Below are 13908 nucleotides of genomic sequence, written 5' to 3' on the forward strand. Positions count from 1 at the left end.
TGAATTCATGGCCAAAACTATCATAATCTCAAACAGACTACCTGTACAATTGCAAATTAGCAAAGAAGGCATCACTGCATTGCCAAGTGTGGGGGGTCTGGCAACAGGTATGAAATCTGTACATTCCGGAGGGGATAGCGTTTGGATTGGATGGAGTGGCCTTACGGATGAAGAAATTCCGGAGGGCAAGGAGAAAGAAATAGACAAGGCCCTTGCCGGACACGGTTCTTTACAGGTCCCGCTCAGCAAGGAAGAGGTAGACGGCTTTTATTTTGGTTTCAGCAACAGGACCGTCTGGCCGCTGTTCCATTACTTTTTGGAGTACGCCGAATTTGAACTGAAAAACTGGGAGATCTACAGGGATGTCAACCAGAAATTTGCAGATGTGGTCCTGGAACACTCCGAGGACGGGGATACGATATGGGTTCATGACTACCAGTTAATGCTTTTACCCGATATGATACGGGAAAAAAGACCCGAGGTAACCATTGGTTTTTTCCTTCATATCCCTTTTCCCTCTTTCGAGATTTTCAGAACACTACCCTGGCGTAAAGAAATACTGATGGGCCTGCTGGGATCTGACTTAATCGGTTTCCACACCTATGATTACGAAAGGCACTTCCTTAGCTCAGTGCGAAGGTTGACGGGTATTGAGGTTAGCTACAATGAAATATACGCCGATAACCGTATAGTGCGGGTAGACTCCTTCCCCATGGGGATCGATTACAAGAAATGGCATCAGGCTGCCCTTAAACACGACAGTCCAAAAAGTAGTGAACAGTCAGACCTTCAAAAGCGTCTGGACAGCCATCGTGAACTAACACCGGAGGGCAAATTGCTCCTTTCCATTGACCGACTGGATTATACCAAGGGTATCGCTAAACGCCTGCATGCCTTCAAATATTTCCTGGATAAATACCCGGAATACAAAGAAAAGGTCAGGTTGATCATCCTTGCGGTTCCCTCCAGGGCCAATGTACCCCAGTATCAGTTGCTGAAAAGTGAAGTTGATGAACTTGTTGGTCGCATAAACGGCGAATTTGCAACTGTTAGCTGGACACCCATATGGTATTTTTACCGCTCAGTTCCCTTCGAAAACCTCATAGACCTCTACACCTCCAGCGATATTGCCTGGTTAACCCCTATTCGAGACGGAATGAACCTGGTGGCCAAGGAGTACATTGCTTCCAGGACTGATCAGACAGGGGTGCTCATCCTGAGTGAGATGGCAGGTGCAGCCAATGAAATGAATGAAGCGCTGTTGATCAACCCCAATAATTTTGAGCAGATTGCAGATACTATCTACCAGGCGATCAATATGCCAATTGAGGAACAACAAGCCAGGAACAGCCTGCTGCAAAACAGGCTGGAGCGGTATAATGTTGAAAAATGGGCAAATGACTTCATGACCTCCCTGAAAAGTGTGCCCTCCAAAGGGGTAGCAAACATTACACTCCTGCTCAAGGGCCAGGTTTGGGATAACCTCATGAGCAAATATCAGATTTCCCATCAAAGGTTGTTCTTCCTGGATTACGACGGAACACTCACAGGCTTCAGGAACGATCCTCAACATGCAGAACCGGACGGGCATTTGCTGGAATTGCTCGATCGCCTGAGCGAACCTGAAGAAAATACAGTATACCTGATTAGTGGAAGGGACAAGGAAACCTTTCAAAAATGGTTTGGCCGCAAGAAGTACAATATGATTGTGGAACACGGTGTATGGATCTCTGAGAATGGGGAGGAATTCAGGATGATGGAACAGATGAAGAAAGACTGGATGGACAAAATCAGGCCGGTTTTGGAATCTTTTGTAGACCGTACCCCTGGAACTTTCATAGAAGAAAAGAATTTCTCTCTGGCATGGCATTACCGTCAGACAGATCCCGATTTCGGGAACAAAAGGGCCACAGAGCTTAAAACCGTACTCACAAGCCTTATCGGCACAGATAACATTAGCATATTATCCGGGAACAAAGTTGTGGAAATCAAGAGTGGCAATGTAAATAAAGGCAGGGCATGCACCCAGGTTTTGGCCCGAGGGCAGTACGACTTTGTATTCGCTATTGGTGATGATACCACTGATGAATTCATGTTCCAGGAATTGCCTGAAAATACTTTTACTGTTAAGGTAGGTCGTGAAAAAACCAATGCGCGCTATTTTGTGGAAAACAACCGCAAGGTAAGAGACCTGCTGGCAGGATTTTTGAATATTTAAGCTTACCATATGAGTTCTAAAACCTTCGGAAGAATGCCTAAAAAAATTTGGGTATTCGCCCTGCTATCTTCGGGGTTATTTGCACAAACCAATACAGAAGTATTCCTGATTCCTCTGGAAATCACCGGCGGAAAGAAAATGGTTGGTGTAGCCCGAAACATCTCCAACAATCCCGGTTATGACAATCAGCCTTCTTTTTACAACGATAATGTAGTACTGTTTTCTTCAAACCGATACGGACAAACGGATATCGCAGGCTACACCCGAAATAAAAAGGAGAAAACATGGATTACGGATACTCCGGGGGGAAGCGAGTACTCACCCCTGAAAATACCAGAAAAAAACCGTATTTCAGCTATCAGGCTGGACAATGACGGACTGCAAAGGCTCTACTCATACCCCCTTGAAAAAGGAAAGGAGAAAGAACTTCTGGCTGATCTCAAAGTTGGATATCATGTATGGTTTGATGAGGACATTATGGTATGCAGCGTTCTTATAGAAGACCGTATGGACCTGGTAGTGGCTAATATCAAGAAGAATACCCGGTACACTGTATATAAGAATGTGGGCAGATCCCTGCACAAGATTCCTAATAGTCAACTGGTAAGTTTTACAAGCAGGGATGAAGAGGGATTTGCGATAAGGTCCCTGGATCCTGTTAGCAGGGCTAATGAAGTTATAACTGAATTACCGGAAGGAGTGCAGGACTATTGCTGGCTTCCTGATGGAACGCTAATCGCCGGTCAGCAAAACCGACTTTTGGAATTCCAGCCTGGAGAATCCGCTGAATGGAGCCAATTCCATCGCTTCATAAGGCCAGATATTGGCAATATCAGTCGGATTACAGTGAACAGCAAAGGCAATCTCCTTGCTCTGGTAGCCGAAGCCTCCTCTGAAATCCCGGTTCAGGAGCAACTGGAGGCTTATAACGCACGAGATATTGAAAAATTCCTGGAACCTTATGCAGAAGATGTACAGGTTTATGATTATCCGGACAAACTACGCTATGTGGGTAAAGAAACCATGCGGAAAAATTACAGTGCTTTTTTCAGGAGTACACCGGACCTGCATTGCGAGTTGAAAAACAGAATAATAATACAGGACAAAGTGATCGATGAGGAATCCGTCACTGCTAATGGCAGGATATTCCATGCCGTGGCCGTTTATGAGGTGAGAAATGGAAAGATCACGAAAGTAATGTTTGTACGTTGATATCCCTGGGATACAGACCTCATGCGGAAGCCCTGAGCTTCGTTTTGCCTGATCTTAAAATAGGCATTATCTTTGGTCTTCCTGGTATTGCATACCTACTGTAAGGTCCTTTGCTTTGCCAGCAAAACCCTAAAATTTAAAAAATTCAGATTTCCCCTTTCATGAAAAGACTTTTACCCTTCCTCCTGGTTTTATCGGCTATTATGGCGAGTGCACAGGAATCAACAGACCTGTATCGTATTATAGACGCCGTGTCCGCTGAGCGAATTGAGCGGGACATTACCACTCTGGCTAATTTTGGAACCCGCCACACCTTAAGTGATACGCTATCCCAAACCCGTGGGATAGGGGCGGCACGACGCTGGATCAAAAGTGAATTCGATAAAATTTCCCGTGATTGCGGAGATTGCCTGGAGGTATTTTACCAGAAAGACTTTATAAAAAAAGGGGATAATCAGCGTATTGTAAAAGACGTATGGATCGTAAACGTGGTTGCCATACAATGGGGTACAACAAACCCGAATAGTTTTATCATTATGAGCGGTGATATAGATTCCCGTGTTAGCAATCCTACAGATTACACCTCGGATTCACCCGGAGCCAACGATAATGCCAGTGGTATGGCAGGCACTATAGAGGCTGCTCGTGTCCTCAGCAAATACAAATTTGAAAACAGCATAATCTATGTGGGGCTCTCAGGGGAAGAACAGGGGTTATACGGCGGTAAAGGCCTTGCGGCTTATGCAAAAGAACGCGAATGGAATATTATAGGCATTTTGAACAACGACATGATAGGGAACATCCGCGGGGTAGACGGTGTGGTGAGCAACCGGGATTTCCGCATTTTTTCAGAACCAGTGCCTCCAACGGAAACAGAACAACAAAGGAGAAGCAGGCGATTCTACGGCGGAGAAGTAGACGGTATATCCAGGCAGCTGGCACGCTATGTGCATAAAACAACACAACAATACATGCCTGAAATGAACCCCATGATGATCTATCGCCTGGACAGGTTTGGCCGGGGTGGTCACCACCGTCCTTTTAACGATGCCGGATTTGCAGGTATCCGCATCATGGAAGCCCATGAGAATTACACACAACAACACCAGGATATCCGCACGGAGAACGGTATCGAATACGGCGACAAACTCGAACATGTAAACTTCGAATTTGCCAAAAAGCTGACAGCGGTTAATGCCATCAACCTCGCCTCTATTGCATGGGCACCACTAAGCCCCGCGGAAGTAAAAATAGGTGGTATTGTTGAACCTTATGCCAAATTAAAATGGGAGGCTGTTCCTGGGGCAAAGGGTTATAAAATCTACTGGAGGGACACTACCTCCCCAACCTGGGATTACAGTCGCTATGTTGGAAACACTACAGAACATACGCTTGAAGGCATCGTAATAGACAATTACTTTTTTGGTGTATCTGCAGTAGGTGAAAATGGGTTTGAGAGCCCTGTGGTTTTTCCAGGTGGGATATTTCGAAACTAAAAGACACTTTGCATGAGACTATGGCTCCTGGCTCTGGCTTTTCTCCTAATAGGCCTTGGCGCATGTAAGAAACAAAATGTGGTGCCAGCCAAGGAGTATCACCTGCCAGATATTGTAGACCTTTTTGCAATTGAAGAAAGCAAAAAATCACCGGAAGCTTACAGGGCCTTCGGAGATACTTTGATGTCAGCTAATCGAGATCTCGAGGCCAGTCAGCTTTATGTAGAAGCTGCTACCCAATACCACAAGGCAGGCGCAGGAACCGAAATGGTAAATGCCCTGCATTTGGCGATAGACAAGGGCATGGCCAACCCTAAAATAATGGATCAGTTTTCGGGTCACGTAAAGGCACTCGCCTCAGAAGAAGGCAACAGGTTGTTCAAACGACTGGATTCTATCCAGGAACAACTGGAGCAGGTGTCCCATTACCACCTGGAGATGCGCTCTATGGAGCAATTCTGGCCTTATTTTGAACGGGCACTTGCAGATACAAGCAAAGCCAGGCAAGAGCTGAAAAAGTACCTGTTTGAAGGCCCACCAGAGATCAGGGACTTTTATTTAGTGCGCTATGGAAACCTGGATATGATGTATGGACAGATGATCAATGCATCGCCGGATTATTACCTGCATTTGAAGTCGCAGGTGCGTCCTGATAGCCTGCTTGCCGTACAGGAGACTACCAGGCAATGGATGCAGCATTTTAAGGAACTGTATCCCCAGGCCATATTCCCCAAAGTATATGTGGTGCCCGGGATATTGAATTCCGGGGGAACAGTTACAGAAATGGGTATGTTTATTGGAGGGGATATGTATGGGCGTTCAAATGAAATGCCTACTGAAGGACTGAGCGACTGGCAAAAAAATGCCATTATGAGTTTTGATCAATTGCCCGGCATCACCATACATGAACTTATGCACTTCCAGCAGAATTACAGGGATACGGTAAATCTCGAATATGTGATGGGCGCCATTATTGGTGAAGGGGTATGCGACTTCCTTGTGGAACTCAGCTCGGGAGAGCAACTGGAGAACGACAACCTCAACTATCTCGAAAAACCAGAGAATATGTCCTTTATCCTGGAAGAACTCAAGGGCGACCTCTATAACACAGACAACTCCAAATGGCTGTATAATGGAGGCTCCATTGAAGACAGGCCTCAAGACCTGGGCTACACCCTGGGATACCTTATTTGCAAATCGTTCTACGAGAATCACGAAGATAAGGAACAAGCCATTTACGAGCTCCTGAATACAGATAATCTGGAAACCATTTACCAGGGAGGCGTATTTGCAAACCTTGTCAAAACAAATACTAACGAGACTTTATGATCATCCGAAAACTAGCTGGCTTACTGGCAATACTTTCAATCTCAGGGGTAACAGCCCAGGACAAGGTTTTTACCGAACAGGATACCCTCAGAGGAAGCATCACCCCGGAAAGGGCGTGGTGGGACCTGACCTATTATCACCTGGACATCTCCATAGATCCGGATAGAAAATACATCACGGGAAGCAACACCATCCAATATAAGGTCCTGGAATCGAATAATCGCCTGCAGGTAGATCTCCAACCTCCCCTTAAAATAGACAAAGTCATTCAGGATGGGAAACAACTCAAATGGGAATCCAGGGGTAATGCCCATTTTTTAGTACTGGAGGGACCACAACCTGAAAACACCGTAAAAGAATTGAAAGTCTATTATTCCGGAAAACCCGTGGAAGCCGAAATGCCCCCATGGGATGGTGGCTTTACCTGGACAAGGGATGCCAATGAGAAACACTTTGTAGCCACTTCCTGCCAGGGAATTGGAGCCAGTATCTGGTGGCCTAACAAAGACCATATGTACGATGAAGCAGACAGCATGGCCATTAGCGTTACCGTACCCAAAGACCTTACAGGCGTTGCCAATGGGAGGCTTAGGTCCGTTGAGAAGGGTAAAAAAAGTAATACCTACCACTGGTTTGTCAGCAATCCTATAAACAACTATGGGGTAAATGTAAACATAGGAGATTATGTGCATTTCGGGGAAGTATTTAAGGGGGAGAACGGCCCTTTGAACATGGACTATTATGTGCTTAGGGACAACCTTGAAAAAGCAAAAACACAGTTTACTCAGGCGCCGATGACCATTGAGGCCTTTGAATACTGGTTCGGACCCTATCCTTTTTACGAGGACAGCTACAAACTTGTGGAGGTTCCCTATCTGGGCATGGAACACCAGAGCTCCGTTACCTATGGGAATGGCTACCAGAATGGCTATCTGGGCAGGGACCTTTCTGGTTCTGGAGGAGGCCAACTATTTGATTTTATCATAGTCCATGAAACCGGCCACGAGTGGTTTGCCAACAACATTACCTACAAGGATGCCGCTGATATGTGGATCCATGAGGGTTTCACGGCCTACTCTGAAAATCTGTATCTGGAATACTGGTTTGGGATCAAACATTATGAAGAGTACGGCAAGGGAAAAGCCCTAGGTAAAAGACTTGGGGCAGATTATGTTCTCGGGACACGTAAGCTGATCCGAAATGACCGTCCGATAATTGGACAATACAATGTAAATAATCCTGGCTCAGGAGACATGTATTACAAAGGGTCCAATATGCTGCACACCCTCAGGCAGTTGGTGGAGGACGATGAACTCTGGCGTAAGGTATTGAGAGGTTTGAATAAGGAATTTTACCACCAGACTGTTACAACCAAACAAATCGAAAACTACATCAGCGAGAAGACGGGCAAGGATTTGAGCGCCTTTTTTAATCAATACCTAAGAACAACAAAGATCCCTGTCCTCGAATTTAAGCTGGACGGCGAACTTTTTTCTTACAGGTACTCCAATATAGTTGACGGATTTGACATGCCCCTGCGGATCTATATCGAAGGGCGGGAAACATGGATCTTCCCATCAGCCAACTGGAAAACTGATAAAATTGAAAGCAATGCCATCCCCGAATTTGATCCGAACTTTTATGTGGAAACCCGCAAATACGCCAAAAGCAGATAAGGGAATAACTTTTTTTGGGGATAACATTACTGGATTCCCACCAGGTAAAAGCCTAGTTAATTTTAAAATTAACGGTACATTTATATAATCCTTAGCTTCCATCGTTTGATAATTAATGGATTAGCCTTCGGGAGTAGTTATGCCCAAATTACCTGAGCAATACCAGTTTCTTGACCTGTCCGACTACGGTCGGCCACTGGCAGTGCGTATCGCTCAGATGCTTCGCAAGACTACCCTTACGCCTATTCATGTTACCCTTGGCTTTGTAATCTCAGGTCTGCTGGGTATTTATTGCATATTGAATGAATATTATCTGGGAGCCGTATTTTTTCTCATTCTGAAATCCATTCTGGATGCTGCCGACGGAGAATTAGCCAGGATTAAAAACCGCCCTTCCTATACTGGTCGTTTTCTGGATTCCGTGTCGGACATAATCCTAAACTTTCTCATTGTGCTGAGCATATGGTACATTACCAATGGTTCGGTATGGATGGCAATCCTTGCATTTATAGGCCTGGAACTTCAGGGTACTCTTTACAATTACTACTACGCCATTTTGCGAAGCCGACATCAGGGGGATACTACGAGCAGGGTTTTTGAAACACAGGTTCCCAGGGCTCATCAGGGAGAAGAGCAAAAGCACGTAACCCTGCTTTTCATAATGTATCGGCTCTGCTACGGGGTTTTTGACAGGATAATCTATGCGCTGGACCGTGGCGCCTGTACTGCACGCAATATCCCGAATTGGTTGATGACAGCTGTATCTACTTTTGGGCTTGGATTTCAATTATTGCTTATTGGCCTTATGCTTGTATTCGGGCTGGAATCGTACATCCTTCCCTTCTTCCTCTTTTACTCCGTCTTCATTCTGGTATTTATCGGTTTAAGGCGACTGATTAATCGGGAAAACTTATTACCTTAAAGTCCTTATCAAGAGGACATGCGTATTCTAATCCCATTCCGATACCTTGCATTTTTACTGCTGCTGTTAACCACATGTAAGTCCGAACAGCTTGAAGAGTATGACCTGGTACTTACAGCTGCTGAAGTAATTGATCTGGAATCAGGAGAGATCAATACCCGCAATGTTTTTATTTCAGATGGACTGATTAAGCGAGTTTTGCCTGTAGGGTCTTCAGTTCGCTATCGAACTCAAAATTCAATACCCGCCAATGGCAAATACCTGCTCCCTGGCTTCTGGGACAATCACGTACATTTCCGAGGAGGGGAAGCCCTCATTGAACAAAACAAAGCGTTTCTGAAATTGTTTTTAGCTAACGGGATCACTACTGTCCGGGATGCTGGTGGAGACCTCACTACCTACATAAAGCAGTGGCAGAAAGAAATTGCAAACGGTATGCCAGGGCCTAAGATATTTACTTCAGGCCCCAAGATTGATGGTCCCGGTGCCACCTGGGCTGGATCCCTGGAAGTAACAGAAGATGAGGATATCCCGGTTGCTCTGGATTCGCTGGAATCCCTGGGGGTGGATTTTGTGAAACTCTATGACAGCAGGATCAGCGCACGGCATTACCTGGAAACCCTCCGGCAAACCGAAGAACGGGAGCTCATAAGTTCCGGCCATATGCCATTCAGCGTTAGCTTGCAGGAGACCGTAGAAGCCGGCATCGACGCCATTGAACACCTGTATTACGTGATGAAAGGATGCTCTTCTACCGAAACAAGGATTACGCAGGCTGTAATTGACGGGAACATGGGCTTCTGGCAGGCCATGCCTGAATTGCAGCAGACATATACAGACAGTATTGCATACCAGACCTTCACCATGCTACGAGAGAAGCAGGTTTATGTAGTACCTACCCTCCATATCGGGAGGACGCTTAGCTACCTGGATGAAGCAGACCACAGCGAGGATCCTTACCTGCACTATTTAAGTCCGGAATTTTTGGAGACCTACAAAAGGCGTATCTCAAGTTTTTTGAGTGGAACAGATCAGGCCCGGAAAAATCGCAAGGAACTGGATGATTTTTTTCGCCAGCTCACCACTGAGCTGCACAATGCGGGAGTTGGTTTGCTGGCCGGATCGGACTGTGGGGCATACAATTCTTATATATATCCCGGACCTTCGCTTCACGATGAACTGCAAGCCCTTGTTTCCTGTGGTTTAAGTGAATTAGAGGCACTTCGCACATCCGCATATAACGGGGCACACTTCCTTAAAAAGCAAACGGAATATGGGACAGTCAGCCCGGGTAAAAAGGCAGATCTTGTTATACTTTCTGCAAACCCCCTTGATAATATACAGAATACCCGGAAGATAGAAGCCGTGGTAAGGGAGGGTAAAATTTATCTGCAGGAAGATCTGAAAACATTATTAGAACCCAATTAATTCAATAATTCATGAAAAAATTATATGCCGTCTTTTTGTCCCTTGCCTTTCTGGGTTGCAACCAGGCACAACAAAAAGTTAGTGAAACTGCCATCCTGATAACCAATATCCATATAGTGGATGTCCGCAACGGCGATATTTTGGAAAATTATCAGATCCTGGTTGATTCAGGAAAGATCCAGCAAACAGGGATTTCGATTGAAGGAAACTATTCCAGCACCATTAATGGAAAGGGTTCTTTTGCCGTACCGGGCCTGGCAGAGATGCACGCCCACATCCCCTCACCACCAACTTCAGAAGAAAGGATACAGGAAACCCTGTTCCTCTATCTCTCTAATGGGATTACCACCATTCGGGGTATGCTGGGCCACCCCAGACACCTTAAACTCCGAGAGGAAGCTCAGGAAGGATCCTTGCTCAGTCCCCGGGTCTTTACTTCCAGCCCGTCATTAAACGGGAACTCGGTAAGAACACCGGAAGAAGCCCGGACCAAGGTTACCGCCTATCAAAAAGAAGGCTACGATTTTCTGAAAATACATCCGGGTATTCAAAGAGATGTATTCGATACCCTGGTTAAAACCGCCAACGAATTGGGTATTGAATTCGCAGGTCATGTCCCAGTGGATGTTGGCATTCGTCACGCTATTGAAAGTGGATTTGCTTCCATAGACCATGTTGATGGCTATTTGGAGGGGCTGGTACCTGTAACAGCTGCTGTAAAACCAAACGAAAACGGCTTCTTTGGCTATAACTTTACCCCACTGGCTGATACCACATTGATAAAAGAACTGGTGGAACAGTCCAAGGAAAAAGGGGTCTGGATAGTTCCTACCCAAAGCCTTTTTGAGCGTTGGTTCGCCCCTGCCGAAGCCAATGAAATGCTTTCCGAGCCGGAAATGCAGTATATGCCTGCCACCACCCTGGAGAACTGGAAGAAGCGCAAGGAACAGTCTACCGGTGAAGGCACCGGCTTTTCAGAAGACCAATGGGAAGATTTTATCAGCATCCGCAGGCAACTCATCAAGGCCCTGCAGGAAGATGGTCAGGGATTACTTCTGGGATCGGATGCACCACAGCTTTTTAACGTGCCAGGCTTTTCCATTCACCATGAGATGGCAGTGATGCTCCGGGCCGGCCTGAGCCCCCTGGAAATATTGCAGAGCGGCACCCTCAATCCGGCGGTGTTCTATGGGATGGAAGATGAATTCGGGGAAATCAAAACCGGATTGTCCGCGGATTTCTTTTTGGTAGGCGGGAATCCACTGGAGGAATTGGAGAACCTAAGGAATGTTGAAGGCGTAATGGTCCGGGGAACCTGGATCAGCCGGGAGGATATAGATAAGAAACTGGAATCAATCGCCTCAAATGCAGCTAAACAATAAGAACATGGACCGTAAAACCTTTTTGAAAAATTCCGGACTGTTTGTAGCCGGTAGCCTCCTGGCTCCAGAATTGGCAATAGGTAGGGGCTTCCCTTCTTCTAAAAGATTGAAGAGCGTCGGCCTGCAGCTCTTTTCCATTCCCCTTCCGCTGGAACAGGATTTTGAAGGCACGGTAGCCATGATTTCCGGAATGGGCTTCAGGGAACTGGAACTCTACGGGCCCTACCCTTTCAGTGCCCAATCCAACAAAACCCGCTGGGCAGGGATTACGCCCATGCTGGGTTTTAGCGGAAGTGGCTTTTTCGGACTTTCGCAATCACGCTTTAAGGCGGTCCTCGATGCGAACAGGCTGCGGGTCCCGGCCATGCATACCGATCTGGATACCCTGGAAAACCATTTGGAAAAGCTGGCAGAATCTGCAAACTACCTCGGGGCCAAATATGTAATCCTGCCTGCAATCCCTGAGGAACGCAGGCAAAACCTGGACGGCTACAAGGCTGTAGCCGATAGTTTCAATACCATTGGCCGGAGGGCACGTGAACTAGGTATACGCTTTGCCTACCATAACCATGGGTACGGGCTGAGTGAAATGGAAGGGGAGATCCCTTTCGAACTGCTAATGGAACGTACAGATCCCAACGCGGTGTTCTTGGAAATGGACCTTTTCTGGACCATTGCCGGCCGGGCCGACCCAATTGCCTATCTCAAAAAATACAAAAACCGCTATCGCCTAATGCACGTTAAGGACATGGCGCAATTGAAGCATTTTGAAGGGGATGGCGGCGATGCTGCACAATGGATAGCCCTGTTCCCAAACATGACCTCTGCCGGCAGTGGCGTGCTGAGCCTGCCGGAAATCCTTTCCGTGGCTAGAAAAAATGGGGTAAAGCACTTTTTTGTTGAGCAGGACATGGCCAAAAAGCCGGAAGTGGTTTTAAAAAAGAGCCTCGACTACCTGCTGGCCCTGGATGTTTAAATCAATGCATAACCAATGAAAAACTTTTTACTTACCCTTTGTCTCTCCCTCCTTTCTGGCTCGCTGGCCACCGGACAACTTTTATTAAAACCCAACCGGGTCTTTGATGGCATAGAAATGCACAATAACTGGGTGGTACTGGTTGAAGGTGAAATTATAACCTATGCCGGTGTCGAATCAGGACTGCGTGTCCCGAAGGGTACTCAAATAAGAGAGCTGAGCGGGATGACGCTGATGCCCGGGCTTATCGAGGGGCATTCCCACCTGTTGCTCCACCCTTATGACGAAACTCCCTGGAATGACCAGGTCCTTAAAGAATCCCCCGTGGAGCGATCGCTTAGGGGTGCAAATCATGCCAAAGCCTCCCTGATGGCGGGCGTAACCACTATGCGCGATCTGGGTTCTGAAGGTGCCGGATATGCCGATGTATACCTGAGAGAAAGCATTGAAAAAGGTATTATCCCCGGGCCGAGGCTGCTCGTTGCGGGTCCGGCCATAGTAGCCACCGGAGCTTATGGTCCAAAAGGGTTTCACGATGGGGTCAGCATCCCCCTGGGGGCAGAACCCTCCAGCGGGGTTGATGCTGTTATTGAAACTACACGAAGACAACTGGGTAACGGAGCAGACTTTATTAAGGTCTACGCTGATTACCGCTGGCAGCCGGGAGCAGCTTCCCAGCCGACCTTTTTGCAGGAAGAGCTCAAAGCCATGGTAGCAGCGGCCAACTCTGCCGGCAGCTATGTAGTGGCCCATGCCAGCACACCGGAAGGCATGAGAAGGGCTATCCTCGCCGGTGTGGAAACCATAGAACACGGGGATGGCGGCACACTGGAAGTTTTTCGTTTGATGAAGGAAAAAGGGGTGGTCTTCTACCCTACCCTGGCTGCTGGTGATGCCGTTGAGCAATACCGCGGATGGAAGAAGGGGGAAGATCCCGATACAGAGCGTATAATCATGAAAAAAGCCTCTTTTAAACTGGCCCTGCAATCTGGTGTGACTATTGGTTTCGGTGGAGATGTAGGGGTTTACACTCATGGGGAGAACTACAGGGAACTGGAGCTGATGGTTGCCTATGGCATGGCACCCCTGCAAGTGCTTAGGGCAGCAACTTCCGTAAATGCCCGGACCTTCCACCTGGAAAGACTAGGGGAAATAAAAAAAGGGTTTATGGCAGACCTTATCGCTGCTCAGGGTGATCCAAGTATGGATATTACCAGGTTGCGCAAGGTACAACTGGTGTTTAAAGCGGGCAAAATTGTTAAGTAATCA

At 46.9% G+C, this 13908-nt stretch carries 10 protein-coding genes; all 10 read left to right on the plus strand.

Annotated features, from left to right (window positions below):
* Window positions 1-7 precede the first annotated feature (7 nt).
* The 10 genes from OO016_RS11630 (at window position 8) to OO016_RS11675 (ending at window position 13905) form a co-directional block, all read left to right on the plus strand.
* Window positions 8-2218, plus strand: coding sequence for a bifunctional alpha,alpha-trehalose-phosphate synthase (UDP-forming)/trehalose-phosphatase (locus OO016_RS11630; protein WP_266014094.1), 2211 nt, complete (start codon window positions 8-10; stop codon window positions 2216-2218).
* A gap of 33 nt (window positions 2219-2251) precedes the next feature.
* Window positions 2252-3430 (plus strand): nuclear transport factor 2 family protein, encoded by a 1179-nt coding sequence (locus OO016_RS11635; protein WP_266014097.1) that lies wholly within the window; start codon window positions 2252-2254, stop codon window positions 3428-3430.
* A gap of 203 nt (window positions 3431-3633) precedes the next feature.
* Window positions 3634-4926, plus strand: coding sequence for a M28 family peptidase (locus tag OO016_RS11640; protein WP_439649335.1), 1293 nt, complete (start codon window positions 3634-3636; stop codon window positions 4924-4926).
* Window positions 4927-4938: 12 nt separating this feature from the next.
* Window positions 4939-6255 (plus strand): DUF2268 domain-containing putative Zn-dependent protease, encoded by a 1317-nt coding sequence (locus tag OO016_RS11645; RefSeq protein ID WP_266014103.1) that lies wholly within the window; start codon window positions 4939-4941, stop codon window positions 6253-6255.
* Window positions 6252-7931, plus strand: coding sequence for a M1 family metallopeptidase (locus OO016_RS11650; protein WP_266014106.1), 1680 nt, complete (start codon window positions 6252-6254; stop codon window positions 7929-7931). Before OO016_RS11645 ends, OO016_RS11650 begins: the two co-directional genes overlap by 4 nt.
* 139 nt (window positions 7932-8070) lie before the next feature.
* The gene (locus OO016_RS11655) at window positions 8071-8853 is read left to right on the plus strand and encodes a CDP-alcohol phosphatidyltransferase family protein (RefSeq protein ID WP_266014109.1); all 783 of its coding nucleotides are present in this window, start codon (window positions 8071-8073) and stop codon (window positions 8851-8853) included.
* An 18-nt stretch (window positions 8854-8871) separates the two neighbouring features.
* The gene (locus OO016_RS11660) at window positions 8872-10281 is read left to right on the plus strand and encodes an amidohydrolase family protein (protein WP_266014112.1); all 1410 of its coding nucleotides are present in this window, start codon (window positions 8872-8874) and stop codon (window positions 10279-10281) included.
* Window positions 10282-10292: 11 nt separating this feature from the next.
* Window positions 10293-11663, plus strand: coding sequence for an amidohydrolase family protein (locus OO016_RS11665; protein WP_266014115.1), 1371 nt, complete (start codon window positions 10293-10295; stop codon window positions 11661-11663).
* 4 nt (window positions 11664-11667) lie between these two features.
* Window positions 11668-12639: a sugar phosphate isomerase/epimerase family protein gene (locus OO016_RS11670; RefSeq protein WP_266014118.1), complete on the plus strand. Its 972-nt coding sequence runs from the start codon at window positions 11668-11670 to the stop codon at window positions 12637-12639.
* Window positions 12640-12654: 15 nt separating this feature from the next.
* Complete coding sequence (locus OO016_RS11675; protein WP_266014120.1) at window positions 12655-13905, plus strand: metal-dependent hydrolase family protein; 1251 nt, start codon at window positions 12655-12657, stop codon at window positions 13903-13905.
* The last annotated feature ends 3 nt before the right edge of the window (window positions 13906-13908 follow it).

Source organism: Lentiprolixibacter aurantiacus (assembly GCF_026241225.1).
Classification (GTDB): domain Bacteria; phylum Bacteroidota; class Bacteroidia; order Flavobacteriales; family Flavobacteriaceae; genus Lentiprolixibacter; species Lentiprolixibacter aurantiacus.

Bases quoted from the DNA above. Each gene is read 5' to 3' on its own strand.
- OO016_RS11630 (WP_266014094.1), top strand. From the start codon at position 8: ATGGCCAAAACTATCATAATCTCAAACAGACTACCTGTACAATTGCAA.
- OO016_RS11635 (WP_266014097.1), top strand. From the start codon at position 2,252: ATGCCTAAAAAAATTTGGGTATTCGCCCTGCTATCTTCGGGGTTATTT.
- OO016_RS11640 (WP_439649335.1), top strand. From the start codon at position 3,634: ATGGCGAGTGCACAGGAATCAACAGACCTGTATCGTATTATAGACGCC.
- OO016_RS11645 (WP_266014103.1), top strand. From the start codon at position 4,939: ATGAGACTATGGCTCCTGGCTCTGGCTTTTCTCCTAATAGGCCTTGGC.
- OO016_RS11650 (WP_266014106.1), top strand. From the start codon at position 6,252: ATGATCATCCGAAAACTAGCTGGCTTACTGGCAATACTTTCAATCTCA.
- OO016_RS11655 (WP_266014109.1), top strand. From the start codon at position 8,071: ATGCCCAAATTACCTGAGCAATACCAGTTTCTTGACCTGTCCGACTAC.
- OO016_RS11660 (WP_266014112.1), top strand. From the start codon at position 8,872: ATGCGTATTCTAATCCCATTCCGATACCTTGCATTTTTACTGCTGCTG.
- OO016_RS11665 (WP_266014115.1), top strand. From the start codon at position 10,293: ATGAAAAAATTATATGCCGTCTTTTTGTCCCTTGCCTTTCTGGGTTGC.
- OO016_RS11670 (WP_266014118.1), top strand. From the start codon at position 11,668: ATGGACCGTAAAACCTTTTTGAAAAATTCCGGACTGTTTGTAGCCGGT.
- OO016_RS11675 (WP_266014120.1), top strand. From the start codon at position 12,655: ATGAAAAACTTTTTACTTACCCTTTGTCTCTCCCTCCTTTCTGGCTCG.